Raw genomic sequence first — 23583 nt, forward strand, 5'->3', positions numbered from 1 at the left:
TCTTTTTAAAACTCTTCGTCACGTTCGACTCTACTTTTTACTTCACTTCTTGCTTCACTCTGCTTTTCGAGGCTTTCATTAGCGCCCTGAAGCGAGGCGGCCATTTTAGTGATTTTAAACTTGCTGTCAAGCGTCTTTTTAAAAGATTTTTGCTCTCACCCGGTTACCGGCTTCACTCTCGTTTAGCGCAGCGCCCCGTGGCATGGCGCGCATTATAGGGCGTTTTAGAATTGGTGCAAGCCTCTTTTTAATAAAAACCTATTATTTTATATCGTTAGCAGAAAATTTCAGCGAAGTGCAGCTTTTTCCCACGTTTGCTGCATAATATGTCGACACAGGAGGATTATATGACGTTACGTACTTATAAAGGGATAGCGCCAAAGCTGGGCGCCGGAGTCTATATTGATGCTTCCAGCGTGTTAGTGGGTGATATCGAATTAGCCGCAGATGTTAGCATCTGGCCTTTAGTAGCCGCTCGCGGCGATGTTAACTATATACGCATAGGCGCACGAACTAATATACAAGATGGTTCTGTGCTGCACTTATCTCGCCCGAGTAAAGGTAAACCAGCTGGTTCGCCACTTATTATCGGAGAGGACGTTACTGTGGGGCATAAAGTCATGCTACATGGTTGCACGCTAGGGAATAGGATCTTGATTGGTATGGGTGCTATTGTCATGGATGATGTAATAGTAGAAGACGACGTTATCATCGGTGCCGGTAGTTTGGTGCCGCCAGGTAAAAGATTAGCGAGCGGCTACTTATATGTGGGCAGCCCCGCTAAGCAAGCCAGAGCATTAACAGAAGCTGAGTTTGCCTTTCTTAAAGAGTCGGCTGTGAATTATGTCCAACTCAAAGATGAGTATCTGGCAGAAGTTTAAAGCCAGATCTCACCTTTTCCATTATAGCTATCTGTCGCGATAGCTAACTCTGCTTTATCTTCCCAGGTAAAAGCCTCAGCTTTTACCTGCAATAAGAACTGCTCTGCTTTATCCTGAACCGGGAGAGGAATAAAACAATCGACCTTTAACCCCGCTACCAGACAGCTAAAACCGACGGCGTTTCTATCTACAGCGTAGTAAAAGTCGTTATTAAAAATTAATTGTTGGTTCATTGACTAAGCTGCGCCTTTAATTGTGTAAGTACGGGGGTAATGTCTGGCTGTTTACCACGCCAAATAAAAAAGGCTGCTGCAGCTTGTGCAACTAACATACCCAAACCATCTGCCTGCACAGGTACACCCTGCTCTTTACACCAGCTTAAAAATGCCGTTGGTTTAGCACCATATAGCATGTCATACGCCAATTGGCAGTGTCTTAGATGTTTACTGCCAAATTCAGGACGCTCGTTAGTTAAACCTGACGAGGTGGCATTGATCACCAGATGATACGGCTGCTCAGGAATAGCATCCAGGCTAGCGGCTATTACCGATGCAGGAAAACTGGCAGCGATAGCTTGCGCCTTTTCCACTGTGCGGTTTGCGATAACGATTTTCGCAACCCCTGCCTGTAATAGTGGCCCCACGACACCGCGACTTGCGCCACCCGCACCGAGCAATAATATAGCGGCATTAGTAAGTTTTGCTCCAAGGCGCTCAAGATCCTGCACCAAGCCAATACCATCAGTGTTATCACCTACTAACTTACCTTCACTATTTATATAAAGAGTATTAACCGCGCCGGCTTGTTGCGCTCGCTCAGATAAAATCTCGGCCAGTGCAAAAGCTTGCTCTTTAAACGGCACGGTAACATTAGCGCCTTTGCCACCCTCGCTAACAAAGGTACGCCAGCTGTCGGCAAAACCCGCTACCGGTGCTAGAATAGCCTCATAGCTCAATGACTCAGCGGTTTGCAATGCAAACTGCTGATGAATATAAGGGGACTTTGAGTGCCCTATCGGATTACCAAACACAGCGTAACGGTCCACAATAATGCCTTTTAAGAAGTTAGTGCAGATGATTTTTAATAAAAGTACCACAAATAGCAAGGCACATCCGACACCAGAACAGACGCCCTATCAATTGATGGGCGGCGAAACGGCGGTAAGAGCCCTTGCCAATCGGTTTTACGATATTATGGAAACCGCGCCAGAAGCGAAAGCGCTGTATGCTATTCACCCTCTGCCTTTAGATGCTATTCGACAAAAATTCTTCGAGTTTTTATCCGGTTGGCTAGGTGGCCCTGCGTTATTTGAAGAAAAATATGGTCATCCCAGATTACGGGCTCGACACATGCCTTTTACCGTGAATGAACAACTACGCGATGAGTGGATGTTTTGTATGAATAAGGCGCTGGATGAAGTCGTAACAGATAAGCTGCTACGGGAAGGCATTCGCCAGTCGATTGGGCAACTGGCGAGCCATATGATTAACTGTTAATCGGCTTGCTGTAACAGCCAGTCTTGCGGTTTTAGATAACGCTCGTATAGGAGCGCTTCAGCACTGCCCGGCTCGGGTTGATAACCATACTGCCAGCGCACCAATGGCGGCATCGACATGAGAATGGACTCAGTACGACCGCCACTTTGTAAGCCAAACAGGGTGCCACGGTCATACACCAAGTTAAACTCGACATAACGCCCACGGCGATATAACTGAAATTGTCGCTCGCGCTCGCCGTAGGGCATGTCTTTGCGTTTAGCTACTATAGGTAAATAAGCCTGGCAAAAGGCCTCACCCACCGCTCGCATTAACGCAAAGCTTTGCTCAAAACCTGGCGCATTTAAATCATCAAAAAATAAACCACCTACACCACGGGTTTCATTGCGGTGTTTTAAATAGAAATAGTCGTCACACCATTTTTTATAGTGTGGATAGTACTCCGCACCAAAAGGCTCAACCGCATCCTTTGCGGTTTGATGCCAATGAATGACATCTTCTTCAAACGGGTAGAATGGCGTTAAGTCAAAACCACCACCAAACCACCATACGGGAGCTTCACCTTCTTTTTCAGCAATAAAAAAACGGACATTGGCATGGGTGGTCGGCAAATACGGGTTATGCGGATGAATCACCAGCGATACACCGCACGCATTAAAGTTACGCCCAGCTAATTCGGGGCGATGAGCGGTAGCAGACGCGGGCATTTGCGCACCATAGACATGAGAGTAATTTACCCCCGCCTGTTCAAATACGCTGCCTGCAGTCAAAACTCTACTACGGCCACCACCGCCTTCCGCCCGTTGCCAGGCATCTTCTACAAAGTGTGCGCCACCATCAGCTTGCTCTAACTGCTGGCAAATACTGTCCTGCAATGCCATAAGAAAGGCTTGCACCTGCTGCAATTGTTCTGAATGCTTTGCCATCTTAACTCCTGAGTATTTCGCCGCTCACACCATCACGAATTTGACTGGGCTGAGAGGCGCCGCCTAAAGCGCCTTCAACTATCACAGCTACCTTAAGGCCGATGCTGGTTAACAGTTGCTGATAATCGGTAATGGCAGGCTCACCGGCCAAATTAGCACTGGTGGAGACCATAGGTTTGCCATAAACCTGGCAAAGTTGCTGCACTAAAGGATGCGCGCTTACCCGCACCGCTATCGTCTCGAATTTACCGGTGATCCAAGCCGGTGCGCCAGCACTGGCAGGCAAAACCCAACTGATATGCCCTGGCCAACTGGAAAAAATCTGGTAACGGCGCTCTAACGGGATCGCCTTATCATTTATATAGGGCAATAATTGTGAATACGTAGCCGCCACCAAGATTAAGCCCTTTTCTAGAGGGCGCCGCTTAATAGCAAGCAACTTTAATACTGCTTGCTCATTGTCGGGGTCACAACCTAAGCCATATACGGCTTCTGTGGGATAAGCAATAACCTCACCAGCATTGAGCTGCTCAATTGCGTTTGCTATGGATGTCATTTTTTCCTATCCGTCGTCTTTGTGTTAATGACTAAACGTTTATTCATAACCCGATGAGCGTTATAATAACCCTTTAAACCCTCGACTTCATCAAGTTCACAAAGGAAACCACTATGCAGGTTGGTATTATCATGGGTTCAACGTCAGATTGGCCTACCATGAAACATGCAGCAGATATGCTGGACCGTTTTGGCATTGCCTATGAAACAAAAGTGGTTTCTGCTCACCGCACCCCACAACTTTTAGCTGATTATGCCTCAGCGGCCGCCTCTCGTGGTTTAAAAGTTATTATTGCCGGTGCCGGAGGTGCAGCTCACCTGCCAGGTATGGCCGCCGCTTTTACTAGCCTACCTGTATTGGGCGTTCCGGTACAATCTAAGGCGTTAAAAGGATTGGACTCGCTCCTCTCTATCGTCCAAATGCCTAAAGGTGTTGCAGTAGGCACCTTAGCTATTGGTGACGCCGGAGCAGCTAATGCCGGCTTATTAGCAGCACAAATTTTGGCGACCAGTAATGCAGACTTATTGACGAAAATTGATGCGTTTCGTGCTACTCAAACTGAAACAGTCTTAAGTCAGCCCGATCCATCACAGGTAACGCTATGAATGTATTAGTTCTCGGTGCCGGACAACTGGCCAGAATGATGGCGCTGGCTGGTGCACCACTTAATATCAATATCAGTGCCTATGATGTCAATACTGACACTATTGTGCATCCATTAACCCAAGCACAACTCGGCAGTGGTTTGGCACAGGCACTGGCAGCGGCCGATGTGGTAACCGCTGAGTTTGAACATATTCCTTTGCCTGTATTAGAACAATGTCAGCAAAGCGGTAAGTTTTTACCGGGTGCCGAGGCCATAAAAGCTGGTGGTGATCGACGCTTAGAAAAGGCATTGTTACAAAGCGCCGGTGTAGCCAGCGCTGCTTATCGCATTATTAACTCAGAAACCGATTTTAACACTGCCATTGCAGAGCTCGGCTTACCCTTAGTGTTTAAAAGCGCTCTGGCTGGCTACGATGGCAAAGGCCAGTGGCGTTTAAAATCGGCAGACGATGCCAAAGCGGTTTGGCAACAAATGGCCGCTTTCTTAGCTACCGATAGTAAGCAGGCAATTGTCGCTGAACAATTTATTCGCTTTGAGCGCGAAGTTTCTTTAGTGGGCGCACGCAGCAGTAATGGTGAAGTCAAAGTTTACCCGCTGACTGAAAACCATCATGTCAATGGCGTACTTAGCGTCTCTTTGGCTCGGCCAGTTACTCAGGCATTACAATTACAAGCGGAAAAAATGTTTACTGCGGTAGCAAATAGCCTGAACTATGTTGGCGTGCTGGCAATTGAATATTTTGAGGTTCAAGGCACTCTGCTGGTTAATGAGATCGCGCCAAGAGTGCATAACTCGGGCCATTGGACGCAACAAGGAGCCGACTGCTGTCAGTTTGCTAATCATTTACGGGCAGTCTGTGGTTTACCTTTAGGTAGCACGGCGTTAGTTAGGCCTACCTTGATGGTAAATATTTTAGGCGAAGATGCCATACCCGCATCCATCCTTACGCTGCCAGCTTTAGGGTTGCATTGGTACGGAAAAACCAAAAGAGCCGGTCGCAAAATGGGGCATATCAACTTGTCAGCAAATAGCAGCGCAGAGCTTAAAGCTGTGTTTGCGAAGTTGATTGATCAACTGCCAGCTACTGCCTTTCCTGAATTGGAGCAAATGCTAGAACGCATTTAAGCACAACCTAAGTATAACCAGATGAGGATGCAGCAAAGGCTGTTGCATCTTCAAGCTCAATAAGCGTCAGTCGGCTACTATCGTTGCCGACTGTTTACGCTGACACGCCTTAGCCGCACAGTATAATCCCGACTTTTTCTGCACTAATAACGGAAAAGCACAGTGTTCGCATGTGCCCGCTACCGGCGTATCATTTAATAAGAACTTACAATCTGGATATTTATCACAACCCCAGAAGGTTTTACCGTACTTACTCAAACGCTCAGTAAGTTGACCCGTTTTACATTTAGGGCATTTAACCGTATTAACAGATTCAGGCTCATCATGCACAATAAAATGACACGCCGGATAATTAGTACAGCCAATAAACATACCGTAGCGACCATTCTTTACTGCCAGTGGTGCAGTACACTCTGGACAAGGTTCCTGCTCTAACACTTTAACTATGGTATTTTCGTGCTGGTGTAGCGCTTTAATATACTGGCACTTAGGATAAGCACTGCAACCTAAAAAAGGGCCGTTTTTGCCAGAGCGAATAACCAAAGGCTGCTGGCACAACGGACATGGCTCAGTCTGTGGTGCCAGCGAGAATAAGGGTGAATGGTCTGTCATAACAGCTTTATTACCTTTGCTTAATTATACCCGTCATCATTGCAGGTGGAGCGAATTTACTTCCCAGTCGCCCACCTGAGAACACAATGATTTCGGGTATAATGCGGTTAGTTTGTACTAAAATCTAAGCGCAAATTTTTAAGCGTATGCAATATAGACTCAGGTTTACCAAAGTATACACACTACTAATGCAGTGGACCTTCGGGTTCATCAAACAGCAGATCTTCCATTTGGGCGTAGGCGTTTTCACGACCAGGTACATTAAACAATACCATTAGCACCACCCACTTTAAATCTTCCAGACTGATGCTATTACTATCTAAATCCATCACACGATCGATAACCATCTCACGTGTAGTGGCGTCAAGCACATTGATCTGCTCCAGAAACATCAGGAAGCCCTGACCTTCAGTATCAATTTTCCGGTATTCTTCTAGAGTAAGAATGCGGGTAGCATTGCTGGTTGCTTTGGATAAATAGGGTTTAGTTTGATTTTCCTGTAACGCAGATAAACGGTCTAACCATTTAAGCGCACGGAAGATGTCATTATCATGAAAACCCGCTTTGCTTAACTCTTTAGTTAAGTCAGCATGGTTAACGTAAATATCAGCTTCATTGTGAATATAGTTTTCGAACAGATAAACGAGGATATCAAACATAATCAGGTACTCCTCACTATAATGTAACCACCGGGTACTGCTGCCACCTTACCTGCTAGTTCTAGCTCTAGTAAGGCAATGGATACGTCTGTCACTGTTATGCCAACCCTCTCAGCTAATAAATCTGCTGGTATCGGCTGTTCATCTAAGTTATCTAACAACTGCTTACTGCACAAGTCTAATGTAATATTTTTTTCCGACTGATTTAACAGGCCATTATCCACAAATAGCGCTCGCTCTTCCAAGATATCGGCCACGCTGGTAACAAGTTTAGCCCCTTGTTGGATCAGGTAATGACAACCTGCGGCCTGAGGATTATAAAAGGCCCCCGCTACCGCAAACACCTCTCTATTGTAATCAACTGCCAGCTGCGCACTAATGAGTGAGCCACTTTTTAAAGCCGCTTCAACTACCACTGTCCCAATACTTAGACCTACTACTATACGGTTTCGTTGCGGAAAAAATTCAGCTCGGGCCCGAATATTTGGAAAATATTCAGAAACAAGTGCTCCGGCTTGCACAATATCAGCGGCTAATCTTTTATTGCTGCTGGGGTATACCTGCCGTAAACCATGCCCTAACACCGCTAACGTCTTTCCACCCGCCTGCAGCGCACCCTGATGGCACTCACTATCAATGCCCCGCGCCATACCACTCGTGACCAGGATACCGGTCTGGGTTAACTCTGCGGCTAACTGTCTGGCAACCTTACGCCCTGTAGGTGAAGGCGATCGACTCCCCACCATCGCCATCTGTGGTTGGCATAATAGCTCGGCAGCGCCTTTAACAAATAGTACCAAGGGTGGCTGACGGGTTTCTTTTAATAGCGGTGGGTAAAGTTGATGGTCAAAAGGAATAATATGATGGTCTGGCGCTTCGGCTTGCCACTGTAGTGCTTGGTCAACCCAACTTGAAGCCTCATAACAAAGTAATTGAGCTTGTCGTTGGGTAAAACCAATTTGCTGTAACGTACTGGCAGGTAAAGCGACCAGCTCAGCCAAACTCATATGCTCACTTAGCTGCAGGTACCGCTGGCCACCAAGACCAACACTCGCTATAGCGAGCCAGTTGTGCAACGTATCCATAGCACACTAGCTCCATGTTAACGGCTATAAATTACCGATATAGTCTCCAACCCTTATTGGGCGTGAAGTCTGGGTAACAATAGCAAAACTGACTTTTTCAGAGACTTTAAATACCATTAACTCACCCACTTTTTCCTGCGGCATCGTTATGGCATCGCCGCCAAAATCACGCATTACCTTTTGTAATTTTGTGGCATCTTCTAAATATACCGGACCATTACGACCATCGACTACAGCGGGCGACTGGCGATAGATGGCGAGCACATGACCTGGATTTAATTCTTGTTCTCCGCGATTTAAAACAACAATGTCCATTTTCGCAAATTCTCGCAAATCCGAGGTAGTAGCAATAATACGCCCCTCTACCGGTTGCTCCGGTTTAGTCATTAAAAAATGAGCAGGTAGTAATTGATTGTCATAGGCTGGGATAACCCTATCACCTTGTCTAATTTCCCGGATCACACTAAGCACTTTTAAGGAAGCAGGTACCAGCTGGGTATCTGCGGTTGCAGCCTGCCCACTGCGAAACGCTCTGGCGCTGGCAATCAACTTGGTTTCAAAACCAAGGGTCTCGCCGCTCTCAGGATCCACATAAGGACGCCCTTGCCGATAGATTGCATAACCAGCGCCCTCTTGTAACTGGCTATTTACGTACAAAGTATGGGTTTCGGCTGCACTCTTCGAAGCGGTATCACTGCCCAGAATATAAGGCAGAGCATCAATTTGAGCTTGTGATAAAGCCTGTTCATAAGTTAAGAAGGGTCTAATAATGCCCAGTGGTAAGGTGGTAATCGCATCAGGCGCTTTATGATTAGTGCGACTTTGCGGTGATAAACGAACAATACGTTTATTTATTGCCAAGCGCGGACGCCCTTCGCTATCGTAAGTCAAAGACAATACATCACCTGGGTAAATCAGATGCGGATTCTCAACTTGTGGATTAACTTGCCACAGCTCAGGCCATAGCCAAGGATGTTCCAGATAAAGCCCGGAAATATCCCATAACGTGTCTCCGGGTTTCACTATATAGGTTGCCGGCGCATTCGGGCGTAGTTTTAACACGTCTGCAAAAACCGAGGTAGTAAACAAACATAGTGAGGCCGCCAGTATCAATATCGTTTTTTTCAGCATGCCAGCATCCTTTAAACCTATACTCTTTTGTAATTATTACATACTAAGCTGTTATTGCTGCGTAATAATGGCTAAAATTAAAACATACCACAGCGAACTAATTAAAGCATACTTTTGTAGGTGTTATGACAGTTTTAAAAGTTTTACATTATCCCGATGAGCGCTTGCGCACTATCGCCAAGCCAGTACCCGCAGTAACACCAGAAATAAAGCAACTGGTGAATGATATGCTCGATACGATGTACGATGAAAACGGCATCGGCTTAGCAGCCACGCAAGTTAATGTCCATCTACGCGTCGTGGTTATTGACCTATCAGACGACCGCAATAACCCCTTGGTGTTAATTAACCCAGAGATTATCGCACATGATGGCGAAACCAGCTACGAAGAGGGCTGTTTGTCTGTTCCTCAGAACTACGCGTCGGTATCACGGGCAAAAAATGTCACGGTAAAAGCCCAAGATCAAGATGGCAACTGGTTCGAATTGAACGCCGACGGTCTATTAGCTATCTGTCTACAACATGAGTTAGACCATTTAATTGGTAAACTCTTTATCGATTATTTATCGCCATTAAAACGCGACAGAATTCGCAAAAAATTAGAAAAAGAAGCCAAACTGGCAGAGCGCCACGCGCTATAAACAGGAATTAAAGTGACACAACCTCTTCGAATAATCTTTGCCGGTACACCGGATTTTGCTGCCCGCCATTTGCAGGCGTTACTTGACAGCAACCATCAGGTGGTCGCTGTGTATACCCAGCCCGACAGACCTGCAGGCCGTGGCCATAAACTACAACCCAGCCCGGTAAAACAATTGGCTCTTGCCCAGCAAATCCCGGTATATCAACCAAAATCGTTAAAGAAAGCCCCGGCCCAGCAAGAGCTAGCCGCCCTGAATGCTGATTTAATGATTGTGGTAGCTTATGGCTTAATCTTACCTAAAGCCGTACTCACTGCACCACGCCTGGGCTGTATTAATGTGCATGGCTCGCTATTGCCTCGCTGGCGCGGTGCTGCGCCTATCCAAAGAGCTATTTGGGCGGGCGATGCCGTAACGGGCGTTACCATTATGCAGATGGATGAAGGTCTGGATACCGGCGCTATGTTAAGTAAAACCAGCTGCACTATTGCCCCAGAAGATACCAGTACCTCACTTTACGGCAAACTGGCGGAGCTAGGGCCGAAAGCCTTGTTGGCAGCATTAGAACAGTTACCTGAACTGCAGCGAGAAGCGACAGTGCAAAACGATGCAGAAGCAAATTACGCCGAAAAATTGCACAAAGACGAGGCAAAGCTCGATTTCACAAAGAGTGCGATGGCTTTAGAAAGGGAAATTCGCGCCTTTAATCCCTGGCCAACAAGTTATTTAGATTTAGCACAGGGCACAGTTAAAGTATGGCAAGCAGAAGTAAGCTCTGAGCAGCATTCCGCCGCTGCAGGGCAAATTATTAAGGCCGATAAAACCGGCATCTACATTGCCTGTCAACAGCAAACCCTGGTGATTACACAACTGCAACCGCCCGGTAAAAAACCCATGTCTGCTGCGGATTTTTTAAATGGCCGCGCTGATTGGCTGGTACCAGGGCAGCAATTATGAGTGCACAACTTCGCGCTTTTGCAGCAGAAACCTGTTTTCAGGTCGTTGACCAGGGTAAATCACTCTCTGACGTCTTGCCCAAGGCCCAACAAAAACTCATTTCTGCACCAGATAAAGCCTTATTACAAGAAATCTGTTTTGGCGTGATGCGCACACTACCGCAATTGGAAACGGTTTGTCAGCAACTGATGAGTAAACCGCTGATTAAGCAATTGCGACCTTTGCAGTTTTTAATCTATGTCGGTATTTACCAGCTGCAATTTATGCGCATTCCTGACCACGCAGCCATTAGCGAAACCGTAGAGGCGGCACGTAGTTTAAAAGGCCAGAGCCTGACCAAGCTAATCAATGGCGTACTACGTAACGTCCAGCGCCAGCCAGCGTTGTTTGATTTTTCTGCTGCCAGTGATGCCGTTAAATTTAATCACCCAGGCTGGATTATTGCAGCGGTGCAACAGGCATATCCAGAATATTGGCAAGATATCTTAGCCGCCAACCAACAGAAAGCGCCACTTTGGCTGCGTGTTAACCAACAACAAATTAGCCCTGCTGAATTTGTCTCTGAGTTAACCCAAGCAGAGATAGCTTGTAGCCAGCCTTTCAGTTATTTACCCGTGGCGATAAAACTGGAACAGGCTCGTGATGTAACTGCTCTACCAGGCTATGAAGCTGGCTGGTTTTCAGTACAAGATGCTGCCGCGCAGCACGCCGCGCTATTACTTAATGCCCAACCCGGTGATAACGTGCTAGATGCCTGCTGCGCGCCCGGCGGCAAGACTTGCCATATACTGGAGCAAACCCCTGAGTTAATACTGACTGCACTGGATCGTGATGCTAAGCGCTTGGAACGCGTTTACCACAATCTGGAGCGGTTAAAACTCAACGCCCGGGTGGTTGCTGCCGATATTCTGGATACCGATAATTGGTGGCAAGGTGAGTTGTTCGATCGAATTTTATTAGATGTGCCCTGCTCGGCTACTGGAGTGATTCGTCGCCATCCAGATATTCGCTGGCTGCGTAAAAAATCTGATATTGCGCCGTTAGTAGCGTTGCAACAACAAATATTGCAACAAGCCTGGCAGCTGTTAAAACCTGGTGGCACCCTGCTCTATGCCACTTGTAGTATTTTACCTGCTGAGAACAGCGAGCAGATCAGCCATTTTCTGGCGCAACAAGACGATGCCCAATTGTTGCCCATTGCAATTGCCAGCGGTGCGACAACCTGGCAAATATTACCGGGCGAGCAAGAACAAGATGGATTTTTCTTCGCACTACTGCATAAGAAAACCAGAGACTAAGGCGCAATATGAAAATCATTATTCTGGGTGCTGGACAAGTCGGTGCCACCCTGGCAGAAAACTTAGTGGGCGAGCAGAACGATATCACTATTGTAGACACCAACCTTGATAAATTGCGGGCTTTACAAGATCGGTTTGATTTGCAGGTGATTTATGGCCATGGTTCTCACCCAGACATATTACGCAAAGCCGGTGCCGAAGATGCTGATATGGTGGTGGCGGTAACCAATAGCGATGAAGTGAATATTGTGGCCTGTCAGGTGGCCTACAGTATGTTTAATACGCCACTTAAAATCGCCCGTATTCGCACCAACCAATACCTGAAATATCGGGATGAACTGTTCCACAAAGACGATATGCCGGTGGATCACTTTATTGCCCCGGAAGCGCTGGTGACCAATTATATCCGCCGTTTAATTGATTATCCGGGTGCTTTACAGGTGGTGGAGTTTGCCGAAGGGAAAGTCAGTTTAGTCGCAGTAAGGGCCTACTATGGTGGCTTGCTGGTTGGCCATGCTTTGTCGGCGCTAAAAGAGCATATGCCACATATCGAAACCCGGGTTGCTGCTATTTATCGCCGTGGTACCGCCATCAAGCCCTTAGGTACCACCATTATTGAAGCCGATGATGAAGTGTTCTTTGTGGCAGCCACTAAACATATCCGGGCGGTGATGAGCGAGCTACAAAAGCTGGAGCGCAGCTACCGGCGCATTATGATTGCCGGCGGCGGTAACGTCGGTTTTGGTTTAGCCAGAGCACTTGAAAAAACGCACAGTGTCAAACTGATTGAACGCAGCAAAGAGCGGGCGGAGTTTTTATCCAGCGGCCTGGATAACACCGTAGTTTATGTTGGCGATGCCTCAGATCCTGAGTTACTGGAAGAAGAAAATATTGAGCAAATTGACGTTTTTATTGCCGTAACCAACGATGATGAAGCCAATATCATGTCGGCCATGTTAGCGAAACGGATGGGCGCGCAAAAAACCATGGTGTTGATTAAACGCGGCGCCTACGTCGACTTATTACAGGGCGGAGAAGTTGATATTGCTGTATCGCCGCAGCAAGCCACCATCTCGGCTTTGCTAACGCATATTAGGCGCGGTGATATAGTTAATGTGTACTCACTTCGCCGCGGCGCCGCAGAAGCTATAGAGGCTATCGCCCATGGCGACAGTAGCACCAGCAAGGTAGTAGGTAAAACCATTGGTGAAATTAAGCTGCCGCCGGGTACTACCATAGGTGCTATTGTTCGCGCAGAAGAAGTATTAATAGCGCACGATAACACCAGGATTGAAACGGATGATCATATCATTCTGTTTATGGTCGATAAAAAGCACATCGTTGAAGTGGAAAAGCTGTTCCAAGTCAGCGCAATTTTTATCTAGGCTATTAATCTCTTTATCGATTTAAGGCTTGCCTGGCAAGCCTTAATCTTTCCAAAAAGCCGGAGTAAATAATACCAATAAGGTAAAAATCTCAAGGCGGCCAAATACCATTGCGATAATGAGAATCCACTTACTAGCATCCGGGATATTCCCAAAGTGTGCTGCCACTTCTCCCAAGCCAGGACCCAGATTATTTAAGCAAGCCGCAGTAGCAGAAAATGCGGTAATATTATCCAACCCAGTAAAGATCAGTGCCAGCATGATCACTACAAATACCAGCGCATAAGCCGCAAAAAAGCCCCAAACAGCCTGCACTATGCGATCTTCAACCGGGCGACGCCCTAATTTAATGGCATAGATAGCGCGAGGATGTACCAAACGATTGAGTTCCCGCGCGCCTTGTTTGAATAACAGTAAAACCCGTACCACCTTCATACCACCGCCGGTAGAGCCGGCACAGCCACCAATAAAACTAGAAAAGATGAGTAAAATAGGTAAGAACAATGGCCAGGCAGAGAAACCGTCAGTAGCAAAGCCCGCTGTAGTAGAAATAGACACCGCCTGGAAGGCAGCATGATTAAGCGCCGTTAAACCACTTTCATAGACACTGGTATGTAACAACACCAGGAAACAAATCAGCACCAGCGCGGCCTGAATACCCAAGAAAGTTTTAAATTCAGGATCCCGAAAATAAGTGCTGACACTTTTACCACGGATAACTGCAAAGTGCAGTGGAAAATTAACCGCACTAATCAATAAAAACAGCACGCAAATGGCATTAATAGTAGCACTATCAAAATGCCCTATACTGGCATCATAAGTAGAGAATCCGCCTATTGCCACTGTGGAAAAGGCATGGCAAATAGCATCAAAAAAAGACATGCCAGCCAGATAAAAAGCCAGCGCGCACGCTACCGTGATAGCTAAGTAAATATACCAAAGATGCTTAGCCGTATCGGCAATACGCGGGGTCATCTTATTATCCTTTACCGGCCCAGGTGTCTCAGCGCGGTATAGCTGCATGCCCCCTACCCCTAATAAAGGCAAGATGGCAACGGCCAAGACGATAATTCCCATCCCCCCCAACCATTGCAGTTGCTGGCGGTAATAAAGAATAGCCTTTGGCAACAGTTCGATGCCAGTTAGCACTGTGGCACCTGTGGTGGTTAAACCAGAAAAGGCTTCAAACATGGCCGAAGCCAAACCCATATTCGGGTGTTCGGCCAGCACAAAGGGAATGCCACCTACAGCTCCCAGTACCGTCCAGAACAATACGACAATTAAAAAACCGTCACGGACTTTCAGTTCATCACGGTATTGCCGATTTGGATACCAAATAACAAAACCTATGGCCAAGCAAAGCAGAAATGACAGGATAAAAGGGACACCAGCGCCGTCTTTATACCAATAAGCCACCAACGCGGGCGGCACCATAGTGATGCTGAAAATCGCAATCAGCATCCCCAATATACGGATAATAGAGCGATATTGCATAGTGTCCTTTTCAGTGCCAATTAAGGCAGTTGCAGCTCGCGGGTCATATTTTCATTGCGCTCACGATGCACAATAATATTGTCTTCGATACGAATACCGCCAAAACGACGGAAAGCATCGATTTTTTGCCAGTTTAACACTTTACTCTGCGGCGTTTGCTTTAAATCAGTTAACAAGCTCTCAATAAAATATAGGCCTGGCTCAATGGTAAATACCATAGACGGTTCAATTAGCCGGGTACAACGTAAAAACGGATGCTGCTCTGGCGCAGCGATATGGGTACCACGCTCGTCGGCCATAAAGCCACCTACGTCATGCACCTGTAACCCGAGGTGATGCCCAACGCCGTGTGGAAAGAAGGTACTACTAATACCGGTATCGACAATACTCTCGACACTGTCGCGCACAAAATCGAAATCGATCAGCACCTGTGCCAGTAGATGATGAGTTAAAAATTGTAACTCGGTGTACTTAATACCTGGTTTAATGGCATCAACAACCTGCAAATGTACCCGCTCTACCGCTTTGATTAAACTGGCAAACTCATTGTTTTGCTCAAAGCTGTAAGTACGAGTAATATCAGCGGCATAGCCATGGAACTCAGCACCCGCATCAATTAAAAAAGAATGATGCTGTGCCGGCTTTTGCCGCTCTAGTGCGGTGTAATGCAATATAGCCGCATGCTCATTTAGGCCAATAATATTGCCGTACGGCACTTCATTTTCACTTTGCCCTACCGCCGCTAAATAAGCTAACTGAATATCAAACTCGCTACCACCTGCATAGAAAGCAGCCGCAGCAGCGCGATGCCCTGCCACCGCCATCTGATTCGCAATACGCATGCAAGCATGCTCATAAGCCGTTTTATAAGCGCGATGATAATGCAAATAATTCATTACCGGCTCAGGATTTATTTCAGTAAAGCCTAACGCCTTAGCCACTTCCAAATATTCACCCAGATAGGCTAACCGCGCCTTATCATAAGGCAGCAGCGTTTCAACTGTATTAGCTTTTTCCAATAGCTGAATATCAAAGAAGTCTGCCCAAAAATCACTCGGCTCGTCAGGTACTTTATGCCAGAAGTCTTTTGGCCGGTAAAAGATCAGTTTAGGTTTATTCACGCCGTCTACCAGCAACCAACAATGTGGATTATCTACCACTGGCAACCAGGCTTTAAAATGCGGATTGGCTTTGAATGGATAGTCCATATCATCCAGAAACTTGCGCTTAGCTTGCCCGGAATGAATCACCAGCGCATCTAAATTCTCGCGCGCCAGCAGTTGCCTGGTGCGTAATTGCAGCTCTGCAATATGTTCCTTGTACAGTTGCTGATAAGTAGGGTTCATAAATACCTTATTCTTTGCTGTTAAGGGGAGTCGATAATAACATTATTTGCCTGCAGTCCCAATCTGCATGCCCAATAGCGGCTGAAACACATCTATAGGTTCATTCAGCCGAATATTGTAAATTTGATAATACGCCATAACAGCTTTGACGTATTCACGGGTTTCTCGAAATGGGATGGTTTCCACCCAGACATCGACAGGTAACGGCTGGCCCTGCGGGATCCACTGCCGCACCCGGCTGTAACCCGCGTTGTAAGCCGCTGTAGCCATAATTAAATTGCCGTCATTGCGCCGCATTAAGTAATTAAGATAGTCAGTACCGTAATCAATATTGGTAATAGGGTTGTATAGCGTAGATGCCTGCACCCTTTTCTTTGCAATGTAATTGGCGGTGTCTGGCATAATTTGCATCAACCCCCGGGCCCCCACCGGCGAGTTAGCGTCAGGCATAAAAGAGCTTTCGCGCCGGGCAATCGCCATGGCCCAGCCGGAATCCACTTTAGCATTACTAGCAAAACGCTGGATTTCTTCTTTGTAGGCCAATGGAAAACGCAACTCTACGTCATCCCAATAACCGGCATCGGCTAAAGTAAAAATAGCCCGCTCATGCCATTCGAGCTTACCGGCCAGTTTTGCTGCCGCCAGTTTTTGTGGCTCAGTAACCGAACGTTGTAAGTGATTCCACTCACGGCGCGCTTCGGTCAAGCGCCCTAATGCTAGCCATTCTTGTGCCCGCTGCACCGCCGGATGCTGCTGAATTAATACCAGCTCTTCATCAGATACCGGCACAGGATTATGCGCCAAACTGGGCGGCAACCCTAATTTAGCCGCAGCCATAAAGCCATAAAAGTGCCGCCGCTGTGCAACTTCACGAAAAATAGCTTCAGCAGCTGCTTTTTGATCTTGTTCTTCCAGCGCGCGAGCTAACCAGTACCGCCAATTTACATCTGCTGCCAGCGCTGGTGGAAAGTTCTCAATAACTTGCTGCACTTTGGGCCAATTTAGCTCGCGTAATGCATGCCCGACCTGCCACTGTGCCAAGCTACTATCCAGCGAGTCTGCCGGCAATTGCCGCATCCAGTCATCGGTGCGGCTATCACCCTTACTGGCCAACGCAATAGCAAACTGTCGCTGTACATCCAATCGCTGGGCTTTTGTAAAATAAGGATCGCTAGCGAAGCGCTGCCAGGTTTGGATGGCCTGATCCGGTGAGCGCCACACTAAACCCTTTAAACCATACGCCAGTATATCGCGCTCTATTACCTGCTTGCCGGGGAAGAACCGCGGCTGGGCGATCACAGCGGGATTCGTTCTTACTTGCTGCCACATATCCGCCAGATACTGTCTATCGGCAGGTAATAAGGTTTTAAGGTAACGAATTAAGCCAACATCACCTCCCTCTGCAGATAACTGAATACGTCTGAGCACCACCTCTGCCCTTAACGGCTCAGCCTGGCGCCACTGGCTAAAAAGCGGATCACAACTTTTCGGTTGCGATTTACCTACTGTCCAAAGTGCTTCTACTTCACGCCAGATCAGTTTTTTATCAGCAGCTTTAGTGCGCAACTGTTGTTGCAATGCCGTGCAACTTAGCTCTGCATCAGAGCTTCCCGGAAAATGCGTTAGGAAAAGCTCCGCTTGCTGCGAACTCGCTAAATTCATCAACCAAGGCCTACGCAAAGGCCAATCCATAGGTGAGCCTTGATGCGTAGTTAAAAAGGTTTTTATTTCGTCATGATCATTTAAACGACGCTGTAACCAGCGTTGCTGAATGTAAGGATGTAACGGATAGCCCCGCAACTGCTCCAACCAAATCTCAACTTGAGCGCGGGGAGCAGAGCTCACCTGCCGCTCCACTTGCAAAAATAATTTTCGCTGTTGCTCCAGCTGCTCATCTATGCTGGCACTTACCGCAGCCCCACTAAAAAGAAAAATACCAAGAAAAATAGTCAGGCGCTTCACAAGATAACTCCAAATAACACCTAGCCGGGAGAATCCCGTCTATAGTTTACTACGGTTTACACTTTGTACGATTCCACCAGCAAAAATTCAAACACCCGTTTAAATAACTGTTGATATTTTCATTAAAGCACGACACACTGATTAAGATACCCTCATCGTACCAGTTGCGAATAATCATATAGCTAACGCGACCAAGGAGCATATTTATGATTCACCAGAGTAACAGCATTCAGGTTGAGTATATAAAACCTGGTATTGCCCAGTTTACGTTTAACGCCCAAGGTTCGGTCAACAAATTTGATCAACAAACTCTAGCCGATTGTAAGGCAGCTTTAACCAAGCTGCACGCGGATCCGGCATTAAAAGGCGTGCTTTTTGTCAGTGGCAAAGATAATTTTATTGTTGGCGCCGACATTACTGAATTTCTTACCACCTTTGAACGGCCAGAAGCCGAGTTAATCCCCTGGATTAAGATCGCTTCAGATATCTTCGACTATTGCGAAGACCTACCAGTTCCAACTGTGGTTGCCATTAAAGGTTTTGCATTGGGCGGTGGTTGTGAATGGACCCTGGCCTGTGACTACCGCGTTGCTGACACCACCACCCGTATTGGTTTACCTGAAGTGAAACTGGGCTTAATGCCTGGCTTTGGTGGCACAGTGCGCTTACCGCGAATTATTGGTGCGGATAACGCCATGGAATGGATCACCACCGGTAAAGACCGTGGTGCAGAACAAGCACAAAAAGAAGGTCTGATTGACGCCGTTGTTGCGCCGGAAAAACTGCAAGCAGCGGGCCTTAGCATGTTGGAAGATGCTATTGCCGGTAAATTAAACTGGCAGAAAAAACGTGCGGTAAAACTACAGCCACTTAAGCTAAATAAAACCGAAGCGACCATGAGCTTTAGCACTGCTAAAGGTATGGTGTTTGCTACTGCCGGTAAACACTACCCAGCACCTATGGTTGCGGTACAGACCATTGAAGCCGCAGCAACACTGGATCGCGCAGGCGCTATTGCACTGGAAAACGCTGGCTTTGCGAAATTGGCAAAAACCGATGCGGCTACCGCACAAATTGGCCTGTTCTTAAATGATCAGGTGATTAAAGGTAAAGCGAAGAAGGCTGCTAAAACCGCCACTAAAGCAGTGAAAAAAGCCGCCGTACTGGGCGCAGGCATTATGGGCGGTGGTATTGCCTATCAGTCGGCCTTTAAAGGCGTGCCGGTAGTGATGAAAGACATTGCAGATAAAGCCTTAGAGCTTGGTATGAGCGAAGCCACTAAACTGCTAGCCAAACAAGTCGAGCGTAAAAAGCTGGATGCGGTGGGTATGGCGAAAGTGATTGCTTCTATTACCCCAACACTCAGTAACGAGCAAGTTGCCGGCGTTGATATCGTGGTTGAAGCGGTAGTAGAAAACCCGAAAATCAAAGGCGCCGTATTAAAGGAAGTAGAAGGCCTGATCGCCGAAGACGCTATTTTAACTTCTAATACCTCAACTATTTCAATCGACCAATTAGCCGCGAACTTAAGCCGGCCACAAAACTTCTGTGGCATGCATTTCTTTAATCCGGTACACCGTATGCCGCTGGTAGAGGTGATTCGTGGTAAAGACACCAGCGAAGAAACCGTTGCCGCAGTAGTAGCTTATGCTGCGAAAATGGGTAAATCACCTATCGTTGTTAACGATTGCCCAGGGTTCTTTGTTAACCGCGTGCTGTTCCCCTACTTTGCCGGTTTTAGCAAATTGGTATTAGATGGCGCCGACTTCGCCCAGGTTGATAAAGTTATGGAGAAGCAATTCGGTTGGCCGATGGGCCCAGCGTACTTGCTAGATGTGGTTGGTTTAGATACCGCTTATCACTGTACTGATGTGATGGCTGCAGGCTTCCCAACGCGGATGGCTAAACTGGAAAAAGATCCGGTTGCCGCTATGTTCAACGCTAATCGCTACGGCCAGAAAAACGGTTTAGGTTTCTATGCCTACAGCAAAGATGCTAAAGGTAAACCAAAGAAAGATATCGATGCTGCCAGCTTAGAACTTTTAGCCGGCATTGCTGCCAATAAGCAAGACTTTAGCGCTGACGAGATTATTGCCCGTGTGATGGTGCCAATGATTAACGAAACTATTCGCTGCCTGGAAGAGGGCATAGTAGCCAGTGCTGCTGAAGCCGATATGGGCTTAGTCTACGGTTTAGGTTTCCCGCCGTTCCGCGGTGGCCCATTGCGTTATGTTGACACCATTGGCCTAGCTAATTTTGTAGCATTGGCAGATAAATACGCCCACTTGGGCGAGATTTATCAGGTAACAGACAACACCCGCGCTATGGCTGCTAATGGCCAGCGTTTCTTCCCGGTTTAAGCGCAGGAGCACAGTATTATGAAAAACGCCGTAATTGTAGATTGTATTCGTACCCCAATGGGCCGTTCAAAGGCCGGTATGTACCGTAATGTGCGCGCCGAGCAATTGTCCGCGCATGTCATGGCCTCGTTAGTGGCCCGCAATCCCGCGCTTAACCCGAGCGATATCGACGATATTATTTGGGGTTGTGTGCAACAAACCTTAGAACAAGGTTTTAACGTAGCTCGCAACGCGGCGCTGTTAGCGGGTATTCCGCACTCAGTACCCGCAGTGACTGTAAACCGCCTTTGTGGTTCTTCTATGCAAGCCTTGCACGACGCTGTACGCGCCATTCAAACCGGCATGGGCGAAGTGTATTTGATAGGTGGCGTGGAGCATATGGGCCATGTACCAATGAACCATGGTGTGGATTTCCATCCGGGTTTATCAACCTCTGTTGCCAAAGCTGCCGGTATGATGGGCTTAACCGCTGAATTGCTGGGTAAGCTACATGGCATTAGCCGCCAACAACAAGATGAATTTGGTGCCCGCTCACACCGTTTAGCACAAGAAGCCTCAGTTCAAGGCCGCTTTAAAAACGAAATTATCCCTACCGAAGGCCACGACGCTGACGGCGTACTACGGGTATTCGATTACGATGAAGTCATTCGTCCAGAAACCACCGTAGAAGCATTAAGTCAACTGCGTCCGGTATTCGACCCAGCCAATGGTACAGTAACGGCAGGTACCTCGTCAGCACTGTCTGATGGCGCTTCCGGTATGTTGGTGATGAGCGAAGACAAAGCCAAAGCCTTAGGCTTGCCTATTCGTGCTTACGTACGCGGTATGGGCGTTGCAGGTTGTGATCCTTCTATCATGGGTTACGGCCCAGTACCAGCCTCGAAGAAAGCCTTAAAGATGGCCGGTATTACCGTAGCTGATCTGGATTATGCCGAGCTTAACGAAGCCTTTGCGGCGCAGGCACTGCCAGTAATGAAAGACTTAGGCTTGCTAGAAGTTGCCGATCAGAAAGTGAACCTAAACGGTGGCGCTATTGCTCTGGGCCACCCGCTGGGCTGCTCTGGCTCGCGCATCAGCACCACCTTGATTAACGTAATGGAAGACAAAGGTGGCAAGTTCGGCTTAGCCACTATGTGTATTGGTTTAGGTCAGGGTATCGCTACCGTATTTGAGCGTCCCTAAGCTAGCCGCACCCGCAATAATCACTTAGAATAAGGGCCGTTTTACGGCCCTTTTGTTTAAGACTCAGCAGCAAGCTATAACAAGTTTATCGATAGCCTGGCCAGTACAGTAATAACCGGAGTAAAGATGGAAGCGTTGTTTAATAGTGCCAACCACACCCTTGACGCCCTAGGGCTACGCTGCCCAGAGCCGGTAATGATGGTACGTTTGCAAATCCGCAAAATGCAGGCCGGTGAAACCTTACTGATTATCGCCGACGATCCTGCTACTACCCGCGACATCCCGGCATTTTGTCGCTTTATGGACCATGAACTGCTGGCAAGCGATACCTCTGTTTTACCCTTTCATTACCTGATTAGAAAATCAGGCAGCTAATTACCCTTTACGCAAAACAATTTCGTGAAGAGGTCTTAAAAGCGGAAGCAGATCTCATTGAGAGCCAATAGCCTTTTAATTGACCCGTTGTCTAAGTTGCTTTATTGTGAATTTCGTAAAACAACTTAGGTAGTCCTTATTGCATGTTATGGTCAATCGTTAAAGACTCTATCCCTAGACAATTTCTACTGGTGGCTGCTATCGCGCTAGCGTTTTGGTTGGCGGGTTGGCTTAGCATGGCATTTTTTGTCCTGCTGTTTGCCTTAGAGCTGGTATTGTTTCGCTCAGCAACCTTAAACTCCATCGAATATGTTTATAGCAAAGATATTTTTAAACTATTACATATCGAAGGTAAAAAATTACGCGTTGGCATGGATAGTGGGACAATCAAAGATATTACGCAGATAGAATTGTGGCAACAGGACCAGTATGGCTATCTGGATTTCTCACTGAATGCGTATAGCGTAGTGCGCTACAAATTTCCGGTTGCACAATATACCGCTTTGGTTGAGTGGCTTAGCCGCAACTTACCCGCCACGGCACTAAAAACAGCCTTTAAGGGCTAGCCTCGCACTAGGTTATTGTTTGTTTTTTAGCAATTAGCAGTTGGTTAAGGAGGCTCGCATATTGCTATTATTTGGGTTTATACTGCAGTCTGTGTCACGATACGGACTATGCTATGCAACTTTCTGCCACTGATTTACACATCTTATTGGTTGAACCCTCTGATGTACAAAGAAAAATTATAAAAAAGCGACTTGCCGAAGAACATGTAACTCAGGTTATCGAAGCCGCTACACTCCAACAGGCCCTAGAGCTGATTAAGCAGCAAAAACCTGATGCTATTGCTTGCGCCCTGCATTTCGCTGATGGTACGGGTGAACAATTATTACAACAGCTAAAATCTAACGTTGATACCGCTGATATTCCTTTTATGCTAGTTTCCAGCGAAAGCCGTAAAGCGCACTTGGAAGCATTCAAACAATCGGGAGTGGTGGCGATTTTGCCAAAACCGTTCGACGCAATGCAACTTGGCAAGGCTTTAAATGCTGCTGTCGATCTGCTTAGCCCAGCAGAATTAGAGCTAACATTATTTGACGTGCATGATGTGCGGGTGCTGATTGTTGATGACAGCCGCCTTGCCAGGAATCATATCAAACGCGTATTAGTCAATTTGGGGATGCAGCATATTACTGAGGCCGAAGACGGCAAAGAAGCTATTGCCATTTTGCAACAACAGATGTTTGATTTGGTCGTGACTGACTATAACATGCCAGAAATAAACGGCCAGGAGCTAACCGAGTTTATCCGTGAGCACAGCACCCTATCTCATATACCCGTGTTGATGGTGACCAGTGAAGCCAACGACACGCATTTAGCTAATATCGCCCAAAGCGGTGTTAATGCGCTATGTGATAAACCTTTTGAGCCACAGTCCGTAAAGCAGTTGTTATATAAACTGCTAGAGCACTAAGCATTCTTGTAGCCGATAGCATTAAGCAAGG

At 47.1% G+C, this 23583-nt stretch carries 25 protein-coding genes; 14 read left to right on the top strand and 11 right to left on the bottom strand.

Going from position 1 to position 23583, the window contains the following annotated elements; translation table 11 throughout:
• On the top strand, positions 1–218 hold a 218-nt coding region (locus tag IE163_RS17690; protein WP_229833372.1), incomplete at its 5' end, for a hypothetical protein.
• Between the two features lie 129 nt (positions 219–347).
• Positions 348–881, top strand: a complete 534-nt coding sequence (locus tag IE163_RS00005) for a gamma carbonic anhydrase family protein (RefSeq protein WP_189429076.1) — start codon at positions 348–350, stop codon at positions 879–881.
• Here IE163_RS00005 and IE163_RS00010 read toward each other — a convergent pair.
• The gene (locus tag IE163_RS00010) at positions 878–1114 is read right to left on the bottom strand and encodes a DUF1488 family protein (RefSeq protein ID WP_189429077.1); all 237 of its coding nucleotides are present in this window, start codon (positions 1112–1114) and stop codon (positions 878–880) included. The two genes, IE163_RS00005 and IE163_RS00010, sit on opposite strands and share 4 nt — an antisense overlap.
• Complete coding sequence (aroE, locus tag IE163_RS00015) at positions 1111–1926, bottom strand: shikimate dehydrogenase (RefSeq protein ID WP_189429078.1); 816 nt, start codon at positions 1924–1926, stop codon at positions 1111–1113. The genes IE163_RS00010 and aroE overlap by 4 nt, the downstream gene beginning before the upstream one ends.
• Positions 1927–1954: 28 nt before the next feature.
• Here aroE and IE163_RS00020 point away from each other — a divergent pair, with 28 nt between their 5' ends.
• Positions 1955–2377, top strand: coding sequence for a group II truncated hemoglobin (locus tag IE163_RS00020; RefSeq protein WP_229833373.1), 423 nt, complete (start codon positions 1955–1957; stop codon positions 2375–2377).
• Here the strand turns inward: IE163_RS00020 and hemF are convergent.
• Together hemF and tsaC are read right to left on the bottom strand one after the other, a co-directional pair.
• Positions 2374–3303 (bottom strand): oxygen-dependent coproporphyrinogen oxidase, encoded by a 930-nt coding sequence (gene hemF, locus IE163_RS00025; protein WP_189429080.1) that lies wholly within the window; start codon positions 3301–3303, stop codon positions 2374–2376. The genes IE163_RS00020 and hemF overlap by 4 nt on opposite strands.
• Before the next feature lies 1 nt (position 3304).
• A complete protein-coding gene (gene tsaC / locus IE163_RS00030) occupies positions 3305–3859 on the bottom strand; it encodes an L-threonylcarbamoyladenylate synthase type 1 TsaC (protein WP_189429081.1) in 555 nt (184 codons plus the stop codon).
• A 113-nt stretch (positions 3860–3972) separates the two neighbouring features.
• On the opposite strand from tsaC, the gene purE reads away from it, so the two are divergent.
• The gene (gene purE, locus IE163_RS00035) at positions 3973–4464 is read left to right on the top strand and encodes a 5-(carboxyamino)imidazole ribonucleotide mutase (RefSeq protein ID WP_189429082.1); all 492 of its coding nucleotides are present in this window, start codon (positions 3973–3975) and stop codon (positions 4462–4464) included.
• A complete protein-coding gene (locus tag IE163_RS00040) occupies positions 4461–5591 on the top strand; it encodes a 5-(carboxyamino)imidazole ribonucleotide synthase (RefSeq protein ID WP_189429083.1) in 1131 nt (376 codons plus the stop codon). The genes purE and IE163_RS00040 overlap by 4 nt, the downstream gene beginning before the upstream one ends.
• Positions 5592–5657: 66 nt before the next feature.
• Here IE163_RS00040 and IE163_RS00045 read toward each other — a convergent pair whose 3' ends face one another.
• From IE163_RS00045 to IE163_RS00060, 4 genes are all read right to left on the bottom strand, one after another.
• Positions 5658–6203, bottom strand: a complete 546-nt coding sequence (locus IE163_RS00045) for a DNA topoisomerase family protein (RefSeq protein WP_189429084.1) — start codon at positions 6201–6203, stop codon at positions 5658–5660.
• Positions 6204–6388: 185 nt separating this feature from the next.
• Positions 6389–6862: a DUF494 family protein gene (locus tag IE163_RS00050; RefSeq protein ID WP_189429085.1), complete on the bottom strand. Its 474-nt coding sequence runs from the start codon at positions 6860–6862 to the stop codon at positions 6389–6391.
• A 2-nt stretch (positions 6863–6864) separates the two neighbouring features.
• Positions 6865–7947 carry a DNA-processing protein DprA gene (dprA, locus tag IE163_RS00055; protein ID WP_189429086.1) on the bottom strand — a complete coding sequence of 361 codons (1083 nt, stop codon included), beginning with the start codon at positions 7945–7947 and terminating at the stop codon, positions 6865–6867.
• 24 nt (positions 7948–7971) lie between these two features.
• Positions 7972–9078, bottom strand: a complete 1107-nt coding sequence (locus IE163_RS00060) for a LysM peptidoglycan-binding domain-containing protein (RefSeq protein ID WP_189429087.1) — start codon at positions 9076–9078, stop codon at positions 7972–7974.
• A 125-nt stretch (positions 9079–9203) separates the two neighbouring features.
• On the opposite strand from IE163_RS00060, the gene def reads away from it, so the two are divergent.
• Genes def through trkA form a run of 4 tightly spaced genes read left to right on the top strand, consistent with a single transcriptional unit; the run spans position 9204 to position 13359 of the window.
• A complete protein-coding gene (def, locus tag IE163_RS00065; protein WP_189429088.1) occupies positions 9204–9719 on the top strand; it encodes a peptide deformylase in 516 nt (171 codons plus the stop codon).
• Positions 9720–9731: 12 nt separating this feature from the next.
• Positions 9732–10676: a methionyl-tRNA formyltransferase gene (fmt, locus tag IE163_RS00070; protein WP_189429089.1), complete on the top strand. Its 945-nt coding sequence runs from the start codon at positions 9732–9734 to the stop codon at positions 10674–10676.
• Entirely contained in the window at positions 10673–11974 is a 1302-nt protein-coding gene (gene rsmB / locus IE163_RS00075; protein ID WP_189429090.1) for a 16S rRNA (cytosine(967)-C(5))-methyltransferase RsmB, read from the top strand. Before fmt ends, rsmB begins: the two co-directional genes overlap by 4 nt.
• An 8-nt stretch (positions 11975–11982) precedes the next feature.
• The gene (trkA, locus tag IE163_RS00080; protein ID WP_189429091.1) at positions 11983–13359 is read left to right on the top strand and encodes a Trk system potassium transporter TrkA; all 1377 of its coding nucleotides are present in this window, start codon (positions 11983–11985) and stop codon (positions 13357–13359) included.
• Between the two features lie 42 nt (positions 13360–13401).
• On the opposite strand, the gene IE163_RS00085 is transcribed toward trkA, so the two are convergent.
• The 3 genes from IE163_RS00085 to IE163_RS00095 are packed head-to-tail and all read right to left on the bottom strand — an operon-like array spanning position 13402 to position 18161.
• Complete coding sequence (locus IE163_RS00085) at positions 13402–14853, bottom strand: TrkH family potassium uptake protein (protein WP_189429092.1); 1452 nt, start codon at positions 14851–14853, stop codon at positions 13402–13404.
• Between the two features lie 20 nt (positions 14854–14873).
• Positions 14874–16199, bottom strand: a complete 1326-nt coding sequence (pepQ, locus tag IE163_RS00090; RefSeq protein WP_189429093.1) for a Xaa-Pro dipeptidase — start codon at positions 16197–16199, stop codon at positions 14874–14876.
• 42 nt (positions 16200–16241) lie between these two features.
• Entirely contained in the window at positions 16242–18161 is a 1920-nt protein-coding gene (locus tag IE163_RS00095) for a transglycosylase SLT domain-containing protein (RefSeq protein WP_229833374.1), read from the bottom strand.
• Positions 18162–18367: 206 nt separating this feature from the next.
• On the opposite strand from IE163_RS00095, the gene fadB reads away from it, so the two are divergent.
• From fadB to IE163_RS00120, 5 genes are all read left to right on the top strand, one after another.
• Positions 18368–20521, top strand: a complete 2154-nt coding sequence (fadB, locus tag IE163_RS00100) for a fatty acid oxidation complex subunit alpha FadB (RefSeq protein ID WP_189429094.1) — start codon at positions 18368–18370, stop codon at positions 20519–20521.
• 18 nt (positions 20522–20539) lie between these two features.
• Positions 20540–21703: an acetyl-CoA C-acyltransferase FadA gene (gene fadA, locus IE163_RS00105; RefSeq protein ID WP_189429095.1), complete on the top strand. Its 1164-nt coding sequence runs from the start codon at positions 20540–20542 to the stop codon at positions 21701–21703.
• Positions 21704–21829: 126 nt separating this feature from the next.
• Positions 21830–22078 carry a sulfurtransferase TusA gene (gene tusA / locus IE163_RS00110; RefSeq protein WP_189429096.1) on the top strand — a complete coding sequence of 83 codons (249 nt, stop codon included), beginning with the start codon at positions 21830–21832 and terminating at the stop codon, positions 22076–22078.
• Positions 22079–22221: 143 nt separating this feature from the next.
• Positions 22222–22644: a hypothetical protein gene (locus tag IE163_RS00115; RefSeq protein ID WP_189429097.1), complete on the top strand. Its 423-nt coding sequence runs from the start codon at positions 22222–22224 to the stop codon at positions 22642–22644.
• A 113-nt stretch (positions 22645–22757) separates the two neighbouring features.
• On the top strand, positions 22758–23552 hold the full coding sequence (locus IE163_RS00120) for a response regulator (RefSeq protein ID WP_189429098.1): 795 nt from the start codon (positions 22758–22760) through the stop codon (positions 23550–23552).
• Positions 23553–23583: the final 31 nt, after the last annotated feature.

Source organism: Alishewanella longhuensis, assembly GCF_014653435.1.
Taxonomy (GTDB): domain Bacteria; phylum Pseudomonadota; class Gammaproteobacteria; order Enterobacterales; family Alteromonadaceae; genus Alishewanella; species Alishewanella longhuensis.